At 30.7% G+C, this 23,426-nt stretch carries 15 protein-coding genes; 9 read left to right on the top strand and 6 right to left on the bottom strand.

Annotation, left to right across the window (positions count from 1 at the left end; all coding sequences use genetic code 11):
• Nucleotides 1–6: 6 nt before the first annotated feature.
• Nucleotides 7–165, bottom strand: coding sequence for a YqaE/Pmp3 family membrane protein (locus WHD07_RS17595; RefSeq protein WP_105048061.1), 159 nt, complete (start codon nucleotides 163–165; stop codon nucleotides 7–9).
• Nucleotides 166–326: 161 nt separating this feature from the next.
• A complete protein-coding gene (locus WHD07_RS17590; RefSeq protein WP_343329438.1) occupies nucleotides 327–1,871 on the bottom strand; it encodes a hypothetical protein in 1,545 nt (514 codons plus the stop codon).
• A 339-nt stretch (nucleotides 1,872–2,210) separates the two neighbouring features.
• On the opposite strand from WHD07_RS17590, the gene WHD07_RS17585 reads away from it, so the two are divergent.
• From WHD07_RS17585 to WHD07_RS17575, 3 genes are read left to right on the top strand one after another with little or no spacing between them, the layout of a single operon-like run.
• A complete protein-coding gene (locus tag WHD07_RS17585) occupies nucleotides 2,211–2,876 on the top strand; it encodes a DUF6796 family protein (protein WP_343329437.1) in 666 nt (221 codons plus the stop codon).
• Nucleotides 2,869–4,533, top strand: coding sequence for a CRTAC1 family protein (locus WHD07_RS17580; RefSeq protein ID WP_343329436.1), 1,665 nt, complete (start codon nucleotides 2,869–2,871; stop codon nucleotides 4,531–4,533). Before WHD07_RS17585 ends, WHD07_RS17580 begins: the two co-directional genes overlap by 8 nt.
• Nucleotides 4,517–4,930 carry a hypothetical protein gene (locus WHD07_RS17575; protein ID WP_343329435.1) on the top strand — a complete coding sequence of 138 codons (414 nt, stop codon included), beginning with the start codon at nucleotides 4,517–4,519 and terminating at the stop codon, nucleotides 4,928–4,930. Before WHD07_RS17580 ends, WHD07_RS17575 begins: the two co-directional genes overlap by 17 nt.
• 34 nt (nucleotides 4,931–4,964) lie before the next feature.
• Here WHD07_RS17575 and WHD07_RS17570 read toward each other — a convergent pair whose 3' ends face one another.
• Nucleotides 4,965–5,579, bottom strand: coding sequence for a LysE family translocator (locus WHD07_RS17570; RefSeq protein WP_343329434.1), 615 nt, complete (start codon nucleotides 5,577–5,579; stop codon nucleotides 4,965–4,967).
• Nucleotides 5,580–5,690: 111 nt separating this feature from the next.
• Entirely contained in the window at nucleotides 5,691–6,725 is a 1,035-nt protein-coding gene (locus tag WHD07_RS17565) for a quinone-dependent dihydroorotate dehydrogenase (RefSeq protein WP_343329433.1), read from the bottom strand.
• Nucleotides 6,726–7,097: 372 nt separating this feature from the next.
• On the opposite strand from WHD07_RS17565, the gene WHD07_RS17560 reads away from it, so the two are divergent.
• Nucleotides 7,098–7,991, top strand: coding sequence for a transporter (locus WHD07_RS17560; RefSeq protein ID WP_343329432.1), 894 nt, complete (start codon nucleotides 7,098–7,100; stop codon nucleotides 7,989–7,991).
• Between the two features lie 204 nt (nucleotides 7,992–8,195).
• Here the strand turns inward: WHD07_RS17560 and WHD07_RS17555 are convergent, their stop codons facing one another.
• Both WHD07_RS17555 and WHD07_RS17550 read right to left on the bottom strand, forming a co-directional pair.
• Nucleotides 8,196–8,504, bottom strand: coding sequence for a GIY-YIG nuclease family protein (locus tag WHD07_RS17555; RefSeq protein WP_343329431.1), 309 nt, complete (start codon nucleotides 8,502–8,504; stop codon nucleotides 8,196–8,198).
• A 436-nt stretch (nucleotides 8,505–8,940) separates the two neighbouring features.
• Nucleotides 8,941–10,212 (bottom strand): DUF1343 domain-containing protein, encoded by a 1,272-nt coding sequence (locus WHD07_RS17550; protein ID WP_343329430.1) that lies wholly within the window; start codon nucleotides 10,210–10,212, stop codon nucleotides 8,941–8,943.
• A gap of 3 nt (nucleotides 10,213–10,215) precedes the next feature.
• On the opposite strand from WHD07_RS17550, the gene WHD07_RS17545 reads away from it, so the two are divergent.
• The 5 genes from WHD07_RS17545 to WHD07_RS17525 all read left to right on the top strand — a co-directional run bounded on the left by WHD07_RS17545 (nucleotide 10,216) and on the right by WHD07_RS17525 (nucleotide 22,856).
• Nucleotides 10,216–11,451, top strand: a complete 1,236-nt coding sequence (locus tag WHD07_RS17545) for an ABC transporter permease (RefSeq protein ID WP_343329429.1) — start codon at nucleotides 10,216–10,218, stop codon at nucleotides 11,449–11,451.
• A 288-nt stretch (nucleotides 11,452–11,739) separates the two neighbouring features.
• Entirely contained in the window at nucleotides 11,740–13,098 is a 1,359-nt protein-coding gene (locus WHD07_RS17540; protein WP_343329428.1) for a pyridoxal-phosphate dependent enzyme, read from the top strand.
• Nucleotides 13,099–13,754: 656 nt separating this feature from the next.
• Nucleotides 13,755–17,876, top strand: coding sequence for a hybrid sensor histidine kinase/response regulator transcription factor (locus WHD07_RS17535; protein ID WP_343329427.1), 4,122 nt, complete (start codon nucleotides 13,755–13,757; stop codon nucleotides 17,874–17,876).
• 391 nt (nucleotides 17,877–18,267) lie between these two features.
• Nucleotides 18,268–21,300 (top strand): SusC/RagA family TonB-linked outer membrane protein, encoded by a 3,033-nt coding sequence (locus WHD07_RS17530; protein ID WP_343329426.1) that lies wholly within the window; start codon nucleotides 18,268–18,270, stop codon nucleotides 21,298–21,300.
• Nucleotides 21,301–21,317: 17 nt separating this feature from the next.
• Nucleotides 21,318–22,856 carry a RagB/SusD family nutrient uptake outer membrane protein gene (locus WHD07_RS17525; RefSeq protein WP_343329425.1) on the top strand — a complete coding sequence of 513 codons (1,539 nt, stop codon included), beginning with the start codon at nucleotides 21,318–21,320 and terminating at the stop codon, nucleotides 22,854–22,856.
• Nucleotides 22,857–23,426 lie beyond the last annotated feature (570 nt).

Raw genomic sequence — 23,426 nt, 5'->3', positions numbered from 1 at the left:
CACTTCCTAATTCTTTGGGTTATTTAAAATTACCAAAGCGCCAATTACTCCAGGGATCCATCCACAAAGTGTTAGCAAAAAGATAATAAAGAAAGATCCACAACCTTTGTCTATTACAGATAATGGCGGAAAGAAAATAGCAAATAATACTCTTATAAAACTCATTTTTATATTTAGTTGGTTACATAAATAAGACGTTTGAGTATTCGTTTTGTTACAATGTAAAACATTATTAAACCATAAAACAGCAAAGTTTATTCGTTAAACCTTGCTGTTTTATGGTAATTGTATGCTTAGAAATAGTCTTCTTTAGACTTGACTTTTATCTATCTCTTTTTCTGCTTCTCTTTTTTAACTTTCTTTCCTTTCTTTAGCTTTTTAGCCTTTTTTCCCTTCTCTTTTTTATTTCCTTTTTCTTTTTTAGCTCCTCGAATTTCTGTGGTAAAATCTGCTGTTTTCTCACAAGTAAAATCACCTTTTATAGAAATTGTATCAACATTACTGCCAAAACCATGTGCTACTACCGTAGCTGTATCTATTTGAACTCTATAACCACCATCGCCAACTTCTAGCGCAGCCGCTGTGTAATGAAACGGAAATAAAGAAGGTCCAACGCGAGATTCAAAATCTAATCCATTTTCGGTGCTTAAACCTACGTTTTTACTATTTGTTCCTCTATCAACTCTTAACTCACACGGAATATATTTAAAATTTTTAGACTTAATTTGAGCATATTGCCCAAATACCGCAACAACATCTGTAATGGTAGAATTGCTGGCATAAGATCCTTTACCTATCTGAAATTTAGAAACTGCTAATCCTGCTTTTTCTTCTCTCTTAAAATTATTGATAAAACCCTTACTTACTTCTCCTGCTGCTTCACAACTTTCTGTTCTTATTTTTGATAAAAAAACACTTCCTTGTTTTACAGTGTGTGGAGACATTGTAAATGCTGCATGACCATTATTACAACTAATATTAGTACCATAAACTTGATTTATTTTAGGTTGCTTATCTATTGTTAATGGCAACTCAATTCCGTTTATATGATATATGGGTGCAGATCCTATAGGTCTAAAAAGCTGGTTTACATTTAAACCAGATTCCAACCTTAAAGAAACACCACCTACTCCACTTAAATCTCTATACACAATATTATTACCCGCTTGCATTTGCACAACTCCGTACCCATAACTCCCGTTTTCATTGTGTACTTTTTCTATAATACCTTTACTCGGTACACCAAATACTTGTTGAATTAAATTAGTTCTACCATTTTTAGAATTCTTTTTTGTCAATACATCTACACTACTCGTGTTTGCGGCTAAAACAATAGAAGATATTTTTGTGAAAGCATCTAGAATTTTAACGTTCGAAATTTTAAAATTACTTGTATAACCAAGTTTTAGAAAGCTATTCTTTTTAACATAATTAGACGTATTTCCATACTTAAAATGAATTGTAAAAGGTTCTTTATCTACACCAATGATACTAAAATTAGTAACTGGCTTACCTATTGTATTGCTTTCTGCAGTAAACAAAACTCCTTCATCATTCATATAAAAGTTTACGCCAGGTTCAACATGAATGTGCACATTACTTTTTATTGTTACACCTTCTTTAAATTTGTAGTTTCCATTCTTTATTGTAATAATTCCTCCACCTTTTTTATTTGCTTTATCAATTGCTTCTGAAAGTTTTTTATCTATAAATCCATCAGAACTTTGATTTGGTGTAATTGTTATCGTTTGATTTCCGTAAACCGGATTAAAATAAAACGCGTCTGCTTTTTGAGTTTGACCAAATGAATTAAACACCATACTAATGGTGAATAGAAAAACGCATAGCAATTGTTTCTTGAGATGATGCATAAGTTATTTTTTTAATAGAACGATTAGTTACCTACATGATTTATGGATGTAAATATCAAATGTTATTCCATATTATTTGTTTTCTTTAGTTAAAAAAATGTCTTTCATAGTACATATTAAAAAAACAGAAAGTTAGGTTGTTAATACTTAAAACAATAACTACTAATAATCTTTAGAGTATACCATATTACTAAGCTTAGGTATTGTTAATGATTATTTAATTCAATAAACACAGATAAAGTTCTTGTAAATGAATAAAGTATTCAAGTTTTTTTCTTCCGATTGAAATGATACCGTTTTCTTTTCGACCAACCTGAAGACTAACAAATTATCAACTAAATGAAACTGACCAAAATACTAGGTTATCTAGGTTTTCTTGCGTCTATTATTGTAGGCCTTGGAGAATATCTTTTACATTATTCAACAAACATTTTAGAAAATGCTAATGAATATGAATTTTTTAAATTTGTATCTCTAGACAACCTCACAACCGGACATTTCTTAGCGGTAATTGGTTTACCTTTCTATTTTGCAGGATATGTTCATATTTATAGAATGCTAAAATATGGAAATGATACTTTAGCTAAAGCAGTCTTAGCATTAGGTTTTATTGCCTTTGCTGTTGGCGGTGTTTGGATAGGTTCTAGAGCTTCTATAGGAAACATTGTTCATTTAAAAGATACAATGACACCTGCTACGTATCAAAATCTTTTAGAGCATTACACCAATCACATGGAAATATTAGTGCAAGCCTTACGCGTTGTAATTGCCAGTTTATCTATAGTATTTGCAACTGCCATACTAAAAGGTGGTACTTATTATAAAAAATGGATGGCCTTTTTTAATCCCATCACAATACTTATTCTACTCGTAATAATTGGTAAACTAATACCTGCTTTAGGAAAACACATGTTACCTATTTTAATGAATGTAACTCATTTTATCCTTTTCGGAATCTCATTATATCAACTTAACAAACACTCAAAAATCAATAAAAATGCTTAAAAAAATTTTAAAATCTGTTGGAATACTTGTCCTATTATTAATCGTTGTAATCTTAGGATTTTTCTGGAGAGATTCGGTATCTGACAAATATGATATTTCTATATCCGCAGAAAAAACACCTATTTTCGATGCAGTGCCTTTAGATTTTATACATCAATATAATGGCAATAAATCTTTACCAATTGCACCATCAGCATTAATAGACATTGATAATGACAATATCGATGAAGTTTTCTTTGGTGGAGGAATGAATCAAGAAGATGCACTATTTGCATACAGAAATAATAAATTTGTAAATATTTCTGAAGAAGTAAACTTACCTAAAAAAGGAAATACAATAACAACAGTTGGTGCTGTATCTGCAGATTTTGACAACAATGGTTTTACAGATATTATAGTGTCTAGAGAAGATGGATTAACCATTTTTTATAATACTGATGGAAAATTTACATCTAAAAAAATTGATACACCTATAAATGAAAAATCGACACCTGCAGGAATCACGGTTGGTGATATAGATAAAGATGGTGATTTAGATATCTTTTTAGCAACGTATCTTAAAAAGGAGTTAATGGAAGGTCAAACCATTTTTGAAGATTACACGTATGGTTCTACTAGTGAATTACTTTTAAATACTGGTATTGAAAACTATGTTAGTATTACAAAACAGGCTGGTTTAGATTATGTTCACAATACTTTTCAGGGTATTTTGGTTGATATCGATAATGATTCTTGGTTAGATTTAGTGGTTGCACATGATACTGGAGAAGTTAGAACTTACAAGAATAATGGAAACCTTACCTACACCATGAAATCGAATCCAACTACCAAAAAATTTGCGTACCCAATGGGAATTGCTGTTGGTGATTATAATAATGATGGTTTAGTAGATTTTATGTTTTCTAATACTGGTAGTACATTGCCTAGAATGTTAGCAAAAGGAGATATTAAAGACGCTTCTTTATTTAATGAAAAATGGATTCTATTTAAAAATGAAGGAAACTTTACATTCTCTGACGCAGCAGTAGAAACAAAAGTTGCTGATTATGAATTTTCTTGGGGAGCTACTTTTGCAGATATGAATAACGATGGTTTACAGGACTTAATGGTTGCTGAAAATTATGTGGATTTAGCACCAAACAAATTATTTAGATTACCAAGTAGGTTTTTAGTTCAGAAAGAAGACGGAACATTTGCACCTACAGAAGAAAAAAGTGGCGTTGTAAACCCGCATTATGCAATTACTTCTTTAGTAAGTGATTTTAATCAAGATGGGTATTTAGATATGATCTGGGTAAACATTGATACACCTGCTTTAGCTTACATTAACAAAGGCGGAACGAACAATTATATACAAGTAGATTTAGGAGAATCTGTAAATGTACAAGGTGCTAAAGTAACCATAACTACGGCTACAAAAACACTTACAGAATGGTTGGTTACTGGAGAAGGTTTGGCAAGTGATCAAACAGCATTGCTTCAATTTGGTTTGGGTAAAGAAACGGCTGTTTCTAAACTAACAGTACATTTAGCTAATGACAAAGAGATTACTATTGATAACCCAAAAGTAAATAGTGTTATCAATTTAAAAGAAATGATAACGGCAATTGATAAAGTTGAAACTACTGAAATTATAAACATTGAAACTCAAGAATAATACAACTTCAATAATAAAAAAGATACTAAATTATAGTATCTTTTTTATTTTAATTATAGGAATACTTGGTGCAGGAGGACTTGTTTTAGAAGAATTTAAAACAGGAGAAGGTTGCCCTAAAATACTAAGCATACCAATGTGCTTAGTCATTTTAATTTGTTTTATAATACCATTAATTGCGCACACTTTAAAAAGATGGAATTGGAGCTATTTTTTATGTACGGGATTTGCAGGAGCAATCGCCTTGTTAGCTTCTAGCATGCAATTTATAGGTAAAGCAGCATGTCCCAAAACAGCTTCCGGAACACCAATGTGTTATCATTCTTTACTTATCTTTTCTAGTTTAATTCTATTGAAAATTGTAGTAATCAATTATAGTAAAAAAATCAGGAGTTAGAATTATTTAATAACTGAAAATGCACAACAAGTAATTACAACAAAATCATAATTGCAATAAAGACAAATACTATTATTTGTCCCCATTTTAAATACACTCCTATTTTAGCGTGTTCTTTTAAGTAGTTAGAAATACTGCCTGCAAGAACAGCAATCATTCCAAAAACTAAAAAGGAAACTAAAATAAAGATACCTCCTAAAGTATAAAATTGAATAACGGTTGAGATTGTATTAGAAAACAAAAACTGAGGAAAAAAGGCTAAAAAGAACAAAGCCACTTTTGGGTTTAAGACATTCATGATAAACCCTTTCTTAAAGAGTGCTACGATTGATTCTTTTTTAACACCATCATTAGATAAAACAATTTTTGCATCACTTTTAAATACTTTGTACGCCAAAAATATTAAATAACTTGCTCCTATTAATTTAATGATAAAAAAAAGACTTTCATTTTCTTTGATGATTGCAGAAACCCCAAAAGCAACCAATGTAGTATGAACCAAACAACCAGTCATTAAACCTATAACTGTTGCCAAACCATATTTTGTTCCATTAACAATACTTTGTGTAAGTACAAAAATATTATCTGGCCCTGGAGAAAGTGATAAAATAGAAGTTGCTATTGCAAAAGAAATTAGAATTTCTATCATAAATTTTTAATCATTGAAATATCTTTCTGAAATGAAATTTATTTAACCCTTAAATATAAACTTATTTTCAGAAATTATAGTCGACACAAAAATGTCTACAATTGATAAAACCTATAATTCTTTTAAAATTGCTTTATTAATACGTTTCACCAAACCAGGTCCTTCATAAATAAAACCAGTATACACTTGCACTAAATCTGCACCTGCATTTAGTTTTTCTATAGCATCCTTTTCAGAATGAATACCTCCTACTCCAATAATAGGAAAAGATTTATTAGACGTGTCTGCTAAATATTTAATAACCGCTGTACTTTGGTTTTTTACTGGCTGACCACTTACTCCTCCATTACCAATTTCTGCCAAACGTTCTTTAGAAACTTTTAGATTATCTCTGTTGGTAGAAGTATTAGAAGCAATTACACCATCAATGTTAGTTTCGCTTACCAATTCTATAATTTCATCTAACTGAATATTATTTAAATCTGGCGCAATTTTAAGTAAAATTGGTTTCTGTATTTTTTCTTTAGCGTTCAGTGTTTTACAAGCAGAAATTAACTCTAACAAATAGTCTTTATCGTTTAATTTTGCATGACTACCAACATTTGGGCAACTTACATTTAGTACAAAATAATCTACATAAGGATGCAATTCTTTAAAAACTTCGCAATAATCTTCTGTATAATTTTCTGGAGTAGTTGCAGTATTTTTACCAATGTTTCCACCAATAACAACCTGTCCTTTATTCTTTTTAAGATTTTTAATGGCCGCTTCCATTCCGTCATTATTAAAACCCATTCTATTTATAATTCCTTGATCATCTTTTAATCGAAATAATCTTTTCTTCGGATTACCAACTTGTCCTTTTGGCGTTACAGTTCCTATTTCTATAAAACCGAAACCAAAATTTGCCAATTCGTTATACAAAACAGCATTTTTATCAAAACCAGCAGCTAAACCAACTGGATTTTTAAAAGTAATTCCGAATAAAGTTTTTTCTAAACGCTTGTCTTCAACCACATATAAGCTTCTAAAGATTGAAGAAACAAAAGGAATTTTACAAAGGGTTTTAACCAAAGAAAAGGTAAAATAATGAATTTTTTCGGGATCGAATAAAAAGAAAATTGGTCTTACAATAGATTTGTACATGCTTTACTAGAATTAATTTAAGTAGCTTATTTCTAGTTTTCAAAATTACACATTTTATAGCGATTAAACTCTAAAACATATTTCAATTTAACAAATTACGGATGATAACAAGTTAATTTCATCTAATAGATTAGAAAAAAAACAGACCTTTATTTATTCATAAAGACCTTTTAAAAAGAGTAACACAAATAATTTTAAAAAAAAATACAACTCATAAAATTCTTTATAAACCCCTTATAAAGAGTTTAAAATAAAAATTTAACTTGATAAATAAGCCCTATAATTCCTTTATTTTTCTCTCCAAGAAAAACTACGTTGTAATTAAAATAATTTGCCTTCGACCAAGCAACCGAACTATTAAAACCATAAAAAATGAAAACAACAAAATTAGTATCAGGATTAATTTTTGGTCTACTATTAACAACACAAACAAATGCCCAAGGCTTACTCGATGGATTTACTCCTAAAAAAGGAGATCTATCTATTACAGCTTCTTACACATCTAGTAATTATGAAAAATTTTATGCAGGAGAAACTAAAATGGATGCAGTTCCTGCTCACAATGAAATTGATCAAAACATATATAGTATATATGCAAAATATGGAATTACGAATAAACTATCTGTTGTTTTAAATGCTCCTTATATTTCGGCGGAAGGAAATGGTGTTTCAGATCCTTTTAACGGAACTACAAAACAAGACGGTTTTCAAGATATTTCTATCGGATTAAAATACAATGCGTATACTTTTAATTTTGATAAATTAAATTTAGACGTAATTACAGGTTTAAGTTTTGACATTCCTACTGATTACGAACCAAATGGAATTTTATCTCTTGGTAACAATGCCTTTTCTACCAACTTAACAGCAGGTTTACATTTACAAAACGATGCAGGACTTTTTGCTACTATTTTAAATTCTTACCAATTTAAAGGAGAAACAGACAATACTGCTGGCGGAGCAAAATTTGATGTCCCAAATGCATATTATGCAACAACAAAAATAGGATATGCTAGTTCTCTTATTTATGTAGAAGGTTGGTTAGATTATTTAGCTTCTACTGATGGTGTAGATATTACTGATACTACTTTTGCAGGTAATTTTCCTGAAACAAAAGTAGAATACACAAGAATTGGTGCAACTATTTACAAAAACATCATTCCAGAATTAGGTGCTAGCGTAGGTTTTAGCAGCGTAATTGATGGTCGTAATATTGGTAAATCTACCAACTTTTCTGTTGGATTAACTTACAACCTTAACATATAAGGTTCATTTAACAAAGATCAAAAAAAGCTCGTGATTTCTCACGAGCTTTTTTTGATCTTTATCATTCCTGCGAAAACAATAATCTATAATTGGTAGCCAAAATAGTACTTAAAATTCATTTAAGAAATTACTCTTTTTAAAAGTTAACATTTAGTCATTCTAAATAGTTAGTTTGAATTTCTTCGAAAGCAGAAATGACATACGCTATAAAATATCATCATACCAATCGCTAGCTAAATCTAGCCACTGAACATTCTCCTTCTCAATCAATTTAATTTTCCAATCACGTTTCCATTTTTTCATATTATTTTCTCTTGTAATTGCTTCCTCAATATTTTGGAACGTCTCAAAATAAACCAACCTATTTACACCGTACTTTTGTGTAAAACCCTTTTTGATTCCCATTTTGTGTTCATAAACTCTTCTTTGTAAATCATTTGTTACACCAATATATAACGTCCCTCTAATTTTACTTGCTAAAAGATAAACATAATATTGATGGATTATTTTCATTTATTTTTGAAGTTTGGGTTCTTGTATACTCGGGTATGACAGATTTATTAATTCATTTATATTTCTGATACTAATACTCATTTTGTCATTCCTGCGAAAGTAGGAATCTATAATTGGTAGACAAAATAGTACTTAAATCTTCATTAAAAAAACTACTTCTTTTAAGAATTAACAATTAAGCGTTCTTTCAGGTGCGTTTGGATTCCTGTCTACACAGGAATGACAGATATGCTTATTCTTTTTATATTTCTGATACCAGTCTTACTTTTTGTCATTCCTGCGAAGGCAGGAATCTATAATTGGTAAACAAAATAGTACTTAAATCTTCATTAAAAAAACTACTTCTTTTAAAAGTCAGCATTTAGTCTCTCTAAATAGTTTGTTTGGATTCCTGCTTGCGCAGGAATGACAAATGTTATAAAACAGCAACAACAGACTATTTATAAATCAAATATTTACTTCTAACCAATTTAAAAGCATCTAAATCTTTCTGCCAGGTTTTTCTAATTTCTTGCTCAGGTATACCTTTTTCTATTTGTTCTTGTAGTTTTTTTGTTCCTGCTAATTTGGTGAAGAAATTATTAAAAAAGTCTTTAGAAGTATTTTGCTTGTATGCTTTTATCAAAAAAGACAAATCTATTTTACTCAGATTGCCAATTTCTTGTAGGTTTTCTCCGTAACATAACTTGTTTTTAAACTTAGGGTATTTAGCACCTTCATTTGCTTGTGGAGTAAAAGTAAAATTGCTTTTGGTTAAAAAAGGAGAACCATAAATTTGGAATTGCATTTCAGTTCCTCTACCGGCCGAAACATTGGTACCTTCAAAGAAACACAAACTTGGGTATAGATTTATACTTTTATCATTTGGTAAATTAGGAGATGGTTTTATAGGCAAACTATATTCCGTTTGATGCGTATAGTTTTCTAACGGAATCACTTTTAAGTTACACTGTATTCCGTTTTTTAGCCATTTTTCTCCGTTAATCATTTGTCCGTATTCACCTATAGTCATTCCGTAAACTACCGGTACTTTATGCATGCCCACAAAAGAAGTATGTGCTGCTTCTAAAACAGGACCATCAATATAATGTCCGTTTGGGTTAGGTCTGTCTAAAACAATTACTTCTATGCCGGCTTCTGCACACGCTTCCATTACATAATGTAAAGAAGAAATATACGTGTAAAAACGCGCACCTACATCCTGAATATCAAAAACAACCACATCAATTCCGGCTAATTGTGCTGCAGAAGGTTTTTTATTTTTACCATAAAGCGATACTATTGGTAAACCTGTTTTGGTATCAAAACCATCTTTTACAACCTCGCCAGCATCTGCTTTTCCTCTAAAACCATGTTCTGGCGCAAAAACTTTTTTAACGTTTATTCCGTTATAACTAAATAAATAATCTACTAAATGATGGGTTACTTTTTTAGCCCCCATTACACTGGGTGCAACTTCTACTCTTTCTAAAACAGACAATACAGAAGTTTGGTTTGCAACCACAGCCACATTTTTTCCTTTTAATAAATTAAGATACAGATTGGTTTGCGCTGCACCTGTTTTAATTTCTAAAACCTTATTTTTTGAACTTTGAACATTCACTTTTGACTCTTGAACTTCTTTCTTTTGGGCACAAGAAATGAGCTGAAAATTCAGCATTAGAAATAAGAATAAATATGTACTTTTGAAAGGTTTAAAATTGATCATAATTTGAATTACGAGTTATTTATTGCAAAACGCATTATTGCTGGCAAAAAGTATAAAAGTAGCATTTCATCGCCAATAATAAAAATTGCAATCACTGCAATTGCGTTGGGAATTATAATTATGCTAATTGCTGTGGCAACTGGCGCTGGCTTGCAAAATAAAATTCGCGATAAAATGGCGGGGTTTAAAGGCCATGTTCAGATTGTAAACTACGATGCCAATAATTCTGATGTTTCTACAGTACCTATAAATAAAAATCAAGATTTTTATCCGAAGTTTAAAAACGTAGATGGTATAAAAAATATTCAGGTTTTTGCTAGTAAAGGCGGAATCTTAAGAACAAAAAACGACTTTGAAGGTATCATTTTTAAAGGTGTTTCTACAGATTACGATTGGTCTTTCTTTAAAGAATATTTGGTAGCAGGTAGCATTCCGAATTTAAATTTACCAAGAACCAAAGAAGTCTTACTATCGCAAACAGTTGTAAACCGTTTACAACTAAAATTAAACGATACTATTTTAGCTACTTTTTTAAAAATAGCTACTAGCAAATTACCTTCTAACAGAAAATATACCATTGTTGGTATTTACAATTCTGGTTTTGCAGAATTTGATAAAACCATGATGATTGGTGATCTTAGAGAAGTGCAAACTCTTAATAAATGGACAGAAAATGAAATTGGTGGTTTTGAAGTTATCTTAGATAGTTTTGATCATGTAGAAGAAAAAGGAGCCGAAATTTACAGTAATATTGGTGCAACTCTAAACAGTAAAACTATTTTAGAAGCCTATCCTGCAGTATTTGAATGGATTCAGCTTTTTGACAATAATGTGTGGTTTATTATAGCCATTATGATTTTGGTTGCAGGTATAAATATGATTACCGCCCTACTTGTTTTAATTTTAGAACGCGTACAAATGATTGGTATTTTAAAAGCCTTAGGAAGCAACAACACAAGCATCAGAAAAATATTTTTATACAATGCCTCTTACCTTATTTTAAAAGGACTTTTTTACGGAAACATCATTGGATTGTCTATCATTTTTATTCAACATTATTTTAAAATTATTACCCTAAACCCAGAAACGTATTATGTTAGCACTATGCCGGTTCATATTTCATTGATGTATGTTTTACTACTAAATTTAGGTACCTTAATTATGTGTTTTCTAATGTTGATAATTCCGTCTTACATTATTACAAAAATAAATCCATCTAAGTCTATTAAGTTTGCTTAACATTTGAGCGTTCCCTAAAAAGGTCGCGCTTGGAATTTATATTGAGTGTAGTCGAAATACTATATCTTTTTCTCGTACCTCTAAAAAGGATGCCGTTTCAATCGCTAACGCAAACATACTGTAAGCTTTAGTAAATACAAATTGCTAGCAGATAATTTGCGTTAGCGATTGAATGGCATGTTTAAGCTCTTTAACACTTCTTAAAAAGTGTTAAAAGCGAGTAATGAAAGCGCGACCCTTTTGGGAACGCCCAAAAAAAAATTACCTTTACCAAAGAAAATAGAGACCATGAAATACGCTAAAAATATATTAGAAACCATTGGTAACACACCGTTGGTGCAGTTAAATTCGGTAACAAAAGAAGTAGATGCTTTGGTATTGGCAAAGGTTGAAACTTTTAATCCGGGAAATTCTATTAAAGATAGAATGGCTTTAAAAATGATTGAAGATGCAGAGGCAGATGGTCGTTTAAAACCTGGTGGAACCATTATAGAAGGGACTTCTGGAAACACCGGAATGGGGTTGGCTTTGGCCGCAATTGTTAAGGGTTACAAATGTATTTTTGTAATATCGGACAAGCAATCTAAAGAAAAAATGGACATTTTACGTGCCGTTGGTGCAGAAGTAATTGTGTGCCCAACAAATGTAGAACCAGAAGATCCTCGTTCTTATTATTCGGTTTCTAAACGTTTGGGAGCAGAAACACCAAATTCTTGGTATGTAAATCAGTATGACAACCCGAGTAATGCTTTAACACATTATGAGCAAACGGGACCTGAAATTTGGGAACAAACAGATGGAAAAATCACTCATTTTGTAGTGGGCGTAGGTACTGGAGGTACCATTTCTGGAACGGCAAAATATTTAAAAGAGCAAAACCCTAACATTAAAATTTGGGGAATTGATACGTACGGTTCTGTGTTTAAAAAATATCATGAAACGGGTATTTTTGATGAAAATGAAATTTATCCATACATTACAGAAGGAATCGGAGAAGATATCTTACCCAAAAACGTTGACTTTTCTTTAATTGATAGGTTTACAAAAGTAACAGATAAAGATGCGGCTGTTTATACTAGAAAAATTGCCAAAGAGGAAGGAATTTTTGTAGGAAATTCTGCAGGTTCTGCCATAAAAGGTTTGTTGCAATTAAAAGAACATTTTACTAAAGAGGATGTTGTAGTGGTTATATTTCACGATCATGGAAGTAGATATGTGGGTAAAATGTTTAACGACGATTGGATGCGCGACAGGGGTTTTTTAGAAGAAGACATTAAAACGGCTGCCGGTTTAATTAAAAACCACGGTAACACTCCTTTAGTTGCAGCACAAACAGAAGAATTGGTTTCGCATGCAATTGAACGTATGAAAGAATATAAAATTTCTCAGATTCCGGTAAAAGACATTCACGGTTTTGTTGGTTCTATTAACGAGTCGGTTTTATTACACAATTTTATTGCCGATAAAAATATTGCAGACAAACCTCTTAAAGACATTATGGGTAAACCATACCCTATTGTAAAAACAACAGCCAAATTAGAGGATATTTCTAAATTGATAACCAAAGAAAATGATGCTGTTTTGGTTGATTTAGAAAATGGAAATCATCAGATAATTACAAAATACGATATTATTAGTGCTATGTAATTTTAGGTTGCGAAACTAGTTTCTGAATCTTATTATCTATGCATAAAAAAACACCTTTAACAAGGTGTTTTTTTGTACTCATATATCATTATAAATATACTACCTTACTTACGCCAAAACTATAAAAAAAATAAATTGAACTTAATTTTACAACTCTTTTCTGCTTTTTTAGCTAAAACGAATATTATTTTTAAAAAAAAGCAAACCTACTAATTGCTACTATTTTTTTAACAACTACTTTTCTTATCCTCTCACAAATAGAGGTTTATTTCTTTTAAGAGGAGTAAAAAACAACATCTCTGTTATTAGATGTTTAATTTGTTGCATCAAATTTTACTTTGTAAAACTATCTTTAAGTTCTAAAGGATAAGAATATTCTCTTTTATGCAACCAAACAAAAGTTAACTAAAATTGTAAGATGACAAACCAATAATTACTAAAATAAAAATTTTTAAAACTATTTTTATGAAACTCGATTCTCATTTAGAATAAACATGCTTTCATAATATTTAAGGACAGAATTCTGCTTTTTATCAGAAATATTTTTAATTTTAGAATAAAATCTATTTAAAGTGTTTAGGTTTACAAATGTTATCTTACAATATGTATTAAATTATTAGTCTATGAAGAACCTCTTGGTTTTAATACTATTTTTTTTGAGTACACTTTTTTATGCTCAAAAACCCAATAAAGAATATCGTTTTGTAAATATAAAAGAAGGAATACCCAAAGTTGGTGTGTCCTCTATTGTGCAAGATCACCAAGGATTTATTTGGATTGGTACCATTGGTACCGGTTTGTATAAATTTGATGGCATAGATTATACTTCTTATAAATTTGATGTAGAAGACATTAACTCCTTAAGTAATAATTTAGTGCAATGCGCCTTTATTGATAGTAAAAATAGACTTTGGTGTGGTACCGAAAATGGTTTAAACTTATATGATAGAGACCTCGATCATTTTAAAAGAATACATCTAAACAGCAAAAATTACTACAAAGAAAACGTATTAGCAATTGAAGAAGATTCTAAAGGAAATTTATTAATAGGAACGGATAATAAAGGCCTTTTTAAATTAAATGTTAGTACACTTAAAACAGATAGAATTCTAAATGAAGATTACCCTGATTTAGCAATTAACTCCATACAGCACACCAAACAAGGTAAAACATTTGTGGGGACAGATTTAGGCTTAAAAGAAGTTGATTTTATAGAAAACAAATTAATACATACTAACGTTTTTACAGACCATAAAAAGTCTATAGATGCGCCCATCGAAAACTTATATATAGATCATAAAGATAATTTGTGGATTGGTTTTGAAGGAAATGAAGGTGTTTATAAATGCGGTTTAACTAGCGATAGAAATAACAACATTATTAGCCTAAAGAAATTAAATTTTACTTCAAAAAAAATAATGCAAATTATTCAATTATCAGACAATACCATGATGATTGGTACCGAGAACGATGGGCTTTTTCATCTTGATGAAAATGACAACGTTATAAAAAATTATGTATCTAGTAAAACCGAAGAAAACAGTATTCTACACAATTCTATTTGGGAACTTTTTATAGATAAAGATGATAGAATTTGGATGGGATATTACAACAGTGGTGTTGCTGTTAGCGATAAGTTATATGATAAATTTAAAGGCATTAGAAGTTTACCTAACAAGCAAAATTCTTTAAAAATTCCTTCTGTAACCGGTATTGTAAAAGATACATCTGGTAATTTATGGATTTCTACAGATGGTGGAGGTATTGATGTTTACAATACGAATACTTCTAAAATAACTCATATCAACAAAAAAAATAGCGCTATTTATTCCGGACTTAGTTCTGACTATATTGTTTCTTTATTTTTAGATTCTAAAAACAATTTATGGGCAGGAAGTTGGGACAATGGTATTTTCCTTCTAAAAAATGGAACTAAAAAATTTATCAATTTCAGTAAAAAAAACACCTTAAAAAATTTTAACACCAATACCATTCGAAGTTTTTCTGAAGACTCTAAAGGTAATGTTTGGATTGCAACTTTCTTTGAGGGGTTATACTCCTACTCTCCAAAAACTGATACCTTTAAAAAACACAATACTAAAGAATTTTTAGAAAACAAATCTTTGTGTAACAAACTTATGGTGGTATTTGTAGATTCTGAAGATGTTATTTGGGTGGGTACTGCAGATGGATTGTTTAGAATAAAAGAGCTCGAAGATAAAACGTTTAATGTTGTTTCTTTAAGAGAAAGAATACAAAAAGAATTTGGCAATTCATCAGACGTAAGTCATATTTTAAGCATCTATGAATCTTCTGAAAAATATATTTATATAGGTACAAGAGGTTCTGGTCTTTGTAGATATAATAAAAAAGACGACACTTATACTTGGTACAATAAACCTAAAGGGTTATTAGAAGAAAATATTGCCGCAATTATTGAGGATAATGATCAGAATATTTGGGTTAGTGGTAATTCTGGACTCACAAAAATAGATTTAAAAAAGAATGATTATACAAATTACACATCTAATGATGGTTTATTATCTAACGATTTTAATTTTGGTGCTGCTCTAAAGGATGAGAAAGGAACCTTGTATTTTGGTAATTTTAAAGGGTTGGATTATTTTAACCCGAAAGAGATTAAAACAAACACTAGTTTACCTTCTTTACATTTAACAGACTTTAAATTGTTTAATGAAAAAGTAATTCCGAAAACCAAAAACTCTCCATTACAAAAAGTAATTTCAGAAACAAAAAGTATTCAATTATCTCATACACAATCTGTTTTTACTATTGAATATACAGGGTTAAATTACACAAGACCAGAAAAAAATAATTATGCCTATTATTTAGAAGGCTATGAAACAGCATGGAATTATGTAGGTCGTAAAAGAAGCGCTACCTACACTAACTTAGATCAAGGAAATTATATTTTTAAACTAAAAGCGGCTAATAATGATGGTATTTGGAACGAAGTTCCTCTAGAGTTAAAAATAACAATTCTGCCACCTTGGTGGAAAACAAATTGGGCTATATTATCTTATATTTTAGCTTTTCTTTTTTGTCTTTATTTACTAAACAGCTTAACCCAAAAAAGGATAAAAGAAAAAGAAATACTTAAAAACGAACGTTTAATACAAACACAAAACGACGATTTAAACAAAAAGAAACTTCAATTTTTTACAAATATTTCTCATGAATTTAGAACTCCTTTAACGCTAATTATCAACCCTATTAAAGATATTATTAGCAATAAAGAACTCGATTTACCACAAAGTGTTAAAAATAAACATGCTATTATTTATAAAAACACCAACAGACTCTACAGGCTAATTAATGAGTTAATGGATATTAGAAAATTAGAGCATAACAAAATGAAAATTAGGGCAAGTAAAATAAATTTAATTGAGTTTACTAAAAATATTGCCAACTATTTTCAGGAAGAAACCATCAAAAAAAATATTTTATTAAGCGTAGATTCTGATGTGCCAGATTTAACAATTTGGGCAGACGAAAAAATGTTAGAAAAAATAATTTTCAATCTCTTATCTAATGCTATTAAAGCGACTCCAAAAGGCGGTGCTATTAATATTGATTTGTTTTCGAATCATACTCTATACAATTTACCTTTAGTTGATAAAAAGAAGTCTGTAGAGGCTATAGAAATTGTAATTTCTGATACTGGAGCAGGTCTAAACGAAATAGAAGTAGAAAAAATATTTGAACGTTTTTATCAAGTAGAAGATCAAAACAAAACATACATAGGCGGAACTGGTATTGGTTTAGAGGTTGTAAAGAGTTTTGTATACCTTCATAAAGGAAAAATTGAAGTAGAAAGTAAAGTAGGCTCTGGTACCACATTTAAAATTTTATTTCCCACTGGTAATGCACATTATACAGAGGATCAGATTCTATATGAAAGCGAAAATACAGCCACTAAAAAAGAAGGTTTCCTTGTAATAAATTCAGATGAGATAGAAAATCAGTTAACAGAAGACACCGTTTTAAACAAAACAAAAACAGTGCTCATTGTAGAAGATAATGTAGAATTATTAGATTATTTAAAACTAGAATTAAGTAAAGAATACAAGGTATTTATTGCTAACAATGGTAAAGAAGGTATTAAAATGGCAAAAGAAACTTTGCCTGATGCAATAATTACTGATGTTGTAATGCCAGAAATGGATGGTTTTATTTTTTGTAAAACCATAAAAACAGATGCGTCTACAAGCCACATACCCGTTTTAATGCTTACAGCAAGAACCACCATAGAAAATAGAATTGAAGGAATAGAAAATGGTGCGGATGCCTATATGATAAAACCTTTCGATTTAAAACTCTTAAAATTACGTCTGTCTCAATTAATAACAAGTAGACAATTAATTTTTGATAAATTTTTTGGAGCTATTAGTGGAGCAGAAGAAAAAATAAACTCAAATTCTATAGACAAAGAATTTATACAGAAATTACTAAAATATATAAATGAGAATATTTCTGACTCTAATTTAAGTGTAGAAGAGTTGGCGGCACAATTAAAGCTAAGTAGAAGTCAGTTGTATCGAAAAATAAAAGCCATAACAGGTCAGACGGTTAATGAATTTATTAGAAAAATAAGATTAGAAAGAGCCAAACAAATTTTAGATTCAGGTAGAGGTAATATTAGCGAAGCTTGTTTTAGTGTAGGCTTTTCTTCTCCGTCTTATTTTTCTAAATGCTTTAAAGCCCATTTTGGAGTTTTACCATCTGAAATAGAAATTAAAAAAGATGTTAATATTTAATATTTAGAAGCTAATTAACACTATTAAAACACTTTACATATTTAAAAACACTTTTTTCAACTATACTTTGTTCCCCCCTAAAATACTGCTATAGAACAATTGTTGCGTTAAATGAATTAAATGTAGCATCTATGTTAATTAAAGGTTAAATAGCAACAATTGTTTTAAAAGCTGTTTTTTTTGTGTTAAAAAAGATGCTTTTGTTCTTCTACATTTGAAGAGTACAGCAATGTTTATGAAGCAAAAAGACTCTAAGAAAAAATTATTTTACGAGGTACTATTAGTAATTATAATGTTATTACTACTAGTGCTAATTCTTAATAATATATAACGGAAGTATTTGGTTTGTACATTGTCAATCAAAAAAAATTTAATTAACCAATTAATATGAATGATGATAAAATTTAAAGTCACGATTATTGCATGCCTACTTTTATGTGTGCAGAATGTTTTTTCGCAAAACAAGACAATTACTGGTCAGGTAACAGACTCTCAAGGAAATACTTTACCAGGAGTATCTGTTGTTATTAAAGGAACAACTAAAGGTGCCAATGCAGATTTTGAAGGAAATTACTCATTACCTGATGTGTCACCAAACGATGAGTTAGTTTTTTCATACTTAGGTATGAATTCTCAAACAATACTTGTAGGAAACCGAACTAAAATTAATGTAGTTTTACAAGATAATCTAGAATCTTTAGATGAAATTGTAGTAGTTGGATACGGTAGTAAGAAAAAAAGCTTAGTTACCGGAGCTATTTCAAGTATCGATTCTAAACAAATTAAAAGTTCTTCTAACCAAAGAGTAGAATCTGTATTACAAGGTAGAACATCTGGTGTTACGGTATCTTCTTCTTCTGGATCTCCTGGTTCGGGTGCAAAAATTAGAATTCGTGGTGCGGGTTCTAGTGGAAATTCAGAGCCTTTGTTTATAGTTGACGGCATGAAAGCCTCTTCTATTGCAGATATTGCTCCGTCTGATATTGCAAATATAGAAATCCTTAAAGATGCTGCTTCTGCTGCTATTTATGGTACAGAAGGTGCAAACGGAGTTGTAATTATTACAACAAAAAGAGGTAGAAAAGGAGGCTTACAAGTTTCTTTTAATTCTCAATTTGGTATTCAGTCTTTAAAAACAAATATGGAGTTAATGAATGCTTCACAATTTGTAACATATATGAATGAAGCTGGTTTAACAAGTGTGGTTGATAATGGTTATGATACAGACTGGATTGAAGAAACTTTCTCTACAGCAGTAATGCATAGAAATGACATTAATTTATCTGGTGCTACAGATCATTTTTCATATTATACATCTGCTTCTCACTTAGACCAAGATGGTATTGTGGGTGATGGAAGTACCTCTTTTAAAAGATCTACTTTTAGAGTAAACCTAAAAGGAGATGTTGCTAAATGGTTAGAAGTAGGTATTAATTCTACCTATTCTTCTTCTGATAAAAGCGGAATTCAAGAAAACAGTGATACTAGAGGTGTAATTCAAAATATGTTAATTATAGATCCTTTAACACCTGTAACTTATGCTAACGAAAGTGTACCACAATCGGTTACAGATCGTGCTACTGCAAACGGGGTACCTGTGTTAAAAGACGGTAACGGCAATGTATACGGATATCCAAGTTATTCTACAGGAGAAGTTATTAACCCAGTAGCATATGGAAACAACATCAATAGAACTACTGTAGACTCGTATCAATTTTTAACCTCAGCTTATTTAAAGTTTAAACCATTTGAAGGCTTTTCTTTTACTACTAGATTAGGATATGATAAAAATCAATGGGATACCAGAAATATGATTAATCCATATTATGTTTCTTCTGAAGCAGCCAATACAACATATGCCGGCTCTCAAACCATTGTAAAATCTAAAAGATGGTTGTGGGAAAACTTTGCCTCTTATGAAAAAGAAGTGGGTAACCATAACTTTAAATTATTAGCGGGGTATTCTGCAGAAGAAACCAGACTTACAACGCCAACATCTAGAAGTGGCTCTTCTTCTATTGCAGACTTTACAGGCTTTGATTTTGATTTACCAGATTTTAACACGCAAATAAACCAAATAGATCCATCACCAGACAATATGGTTTCTATGTTCGGTAGACTTTCATATGATTATTCTGGTAAATATTTATTTGAAGCATCTATTAGAAGAGATAAATCAGATAAATTTCCATCGGCAAATAAATCAGGTACATTTCCAGCATTTTCTGCGGGTTGGGTAGTTTCTAAAGAAGATTTCTGGAAAGAAGATTCTAAATTAGATTACTTAAAACTTAGAGCAAGTTGGGGACAAAACGGTAGTAGAAATAACTTAAACGGTAACTCAGACAGAACCTATATTACCTCAACAATTAACGGACAAAGTATCGATTATTTAGGAAATACTGGTTCACAAATTACCGCATATTCTAACCCTAACTTAGTTTGGGAAACATCAGAACAATTAGATTTGGGTATAGATTTAAGAGCTTTAGATAATAAGTTATCTTTCTCTGTTGATTATTATAAAAAAACAACAAGAGATGCCATTATTAATGATGGTACTTTAATTACACCAGGTTCTGCAGGTTTTAAATCTAACGAGTTTAATTCTGGTACTATAGAAAATAAAGGTTTCGAATTTGAAGTAGGCTACGGAGATACTACAGAAAGTGGTCTTAGATATAACCTTAATGCAAACTTATCTACTTTACAAAATAAGGTTACAGAAATTCTTTTTGTTCCAGAAGGAACTTCTCTTTCTGGAGCGGGTGCGCCTCAAAATGCTGATGGAATTACAAGGTTTACAGAAGGACAACCATCTTGGTATTTTTACGGATATAAAACAGACGGAATAAACCCTGCTAATGGAGAAGTTGTAATAATGGATACAGATGGTGTAGCAGGAATTACTTCTGCAGATAAAACAAATATAGGTTCCCCACACCCAGACGTATTATTTGGTGGAAATATAAGTTTAGGTTACAAAGCATTTGACTTTAACTTACAATTTCAAGGAACGATAGGTAATGATATTATTGCAACCTATCATCAACCATCTAGACCTATTACCAACAAACCGGTTCATTTCTTTAATGAGAGATGGCAAAAAGCAGGAGATGTAGCTAGTTTTCCAGGTGCTGCAAGTGTAACGGGGTCTTATGAAACAGATTTAATGGTAGAAGATGGTTCTTTTATGAGAATTAAACAGATTCAATTTGGGTATACTTTACCAGAAAACTTTACCAACAAAATACATATTAAAAACTTAAGAATGTATGTTTCTTTAGACGACTTTTTCACCTTTACAGGCTACAAAGGTTTAGATCCAGAAATAGGAAATTTTAACTATAATTCTATAGGTGTAGATAGAGGTTTTTACCCAACAGCTGCCAAAGCAGTATTTGGACTTTCTTTAGACTTTTAATAAAAAAACAACATATTATGAAAAAAACATTTTTAACAATTATAGGAATTCTTTTTTTAGGAGTCTTTTCTTGTACCGATGAGTTTACAGAAAACCCTAGAATTAATGTAGAAGAATTAGAAACTTACTTTCTTGAAGAAGAAAATGTAGAAACAGCAATTATAGGAATCTATGATTTAATGCAACATAATTACAGTAAAGACTGGAGCAGCGCCTTTTTAGTAAAACTACTTCCAGGCGATGATTCTAATGCTGCAGGTGGTAACTCTAACGATCAAAATCAACTACAAAACATTGATGATTATGCCAAAGTATCATCATCTAATGTATCTATAGCAAGTGTTTGGGATTTATATTATAGAACTATAGCGCTTTCTAATTTAGTAATTAATAACATTGCTGATAGCAATTTAGGAAATAAAGACAGAGCTTTAGCTGAAGCAAAATTTATGAGAGCTTGGTGTTATTTTGAGTTAACTACCATGTTTGGTGATGTGCCTTTAAGATTAACAGTACCTGAAAAAGCAGAAGATTTTGGAATAGAAAAATCTTCTAGAGCAACTATTTATACTCAAATTGAATTAGATTTAACTGCAGCAATTAATGGTTTACCTGCTAAAGGAGAATCTGACAGTTTTAGAGCAACATCTGAAACAGCTGAGGCTTTAATGGGTAAAGTATTGGTTTTTCAAGAAAAATATAGCGATGCTATCCCTTACTTTAAATCTGTAATAGACAATCCTGCTATAGACTTAGAAGAGAATCCGGAGGATGTTTGGAGTATCAATAAAGAATTCGGAAAAGAATCATTATTCGAAATGGGATACATTTCTACATCAGCTAGAGACTGGGGAAACCTTGCTTGGGGTGGTAGAAACGAAAGTAACTTACACATACAACTAATGGGCCCAAGAGGTGATGGAATTTTTGATGTTACTGGAACAGGACTTATTAACGGTTGGGGTTTTAACTTACCTACTAGTAAATTGGTAAAAGCTTTTGAAGCTGCCGGTGATACAAAAAGAAAAGCAGCAACGCTTATGACAGAAGCTGAATTAATTGCTGCAGGTGGTTCTGTAGACCCAACAGCAGCAACTGGTGGTGTAATTTGGGATTATGAAGGTGCTATTAGAATAAAATATGGTACAAAACTAGAAGACACAAGTAGTGATGGCGTTAAAGAATTAAATTACGGTACAAACTACAGACTGTTTCGTTATGCAGAAGTACTATTATTAGCTGCAGAAGCTTATAATAAAGACGGACAGGATGGTATGGCTAGAACAGAGTTAAATAAAGTTAGAAACAGAGCAGGTTTAGCAAATATTGATGTGAATTTAACAGGTGATGCGTTATTTGAAGCTATTGTAAATGAAAAATTCTTAGAATTAGCTCATGAAGGGCAACGTTTCTGGGATTTAGTTCGTTGGGGTAAAGCTGCAACAGAATTAGCAGGTACAGGATATAGCTCTACAAACAACCTATTCCCAATCCCGAATACTGAAATAGATAAAAATTCTAAGTTATCAATTACTGATCAAAACCCAGGATATTAATTATATATAACCCCCCATTTTTTTTTACTAATAGAGCAGTATGTCAAAACATTTCATACTGCTCTATTTTTTTTTAAATACTACTTCCCCTTCAAATACTTTTTTTACTTCTATTATACCTTTTACAACCATAATCGGTTACTCATTAAAAGAAAACTAAAACCATCTTGTTACAGTATTTACACAACTTTCTACAAACCAAATAATTTAACCATACCTATATTTATTTTCAGGTATTGATGTAGTAGATATTAATAACGATGGATCTTTAAATATTTATTACTCTGTAGCAGGTAAAACGGTATAAAAAACAAAAGAATATAACACAGATAACAATGCTAGCTGCCTTTTTTGATTACGTTAAGGATATTGATCTGTATGTGATAATTAGTGGTTATGAGTATAAAAAAAAACTGCCATGTTAAAAGATAGATTGCTTATAAATGATGCTAAAAGTACTTTTCCGAAAACACTAAACAGTTCTCCTTAATTTAATAGAAGCGGTTCTAAAGCATTTTAATTAGTTTATAACAAAAATCGGTAAGCATAGAGATATAGATTACCTATAAG

It is taken from the genome of Polaribacter staleyi, from assembly GCF_038024045.1.
Taxonomy (GTDB): domain Bacteria; phylum Bacteroidota; class Bacteroidia; order Flavobacteriales; family Flavobacteriaceae; genus Polaribacter; species Polaribacter butkevichii.
Note: the sequence above shows the minus strand (reverse complement) of the source record. Positions and strands in the feature narration are given on the sequence as shown.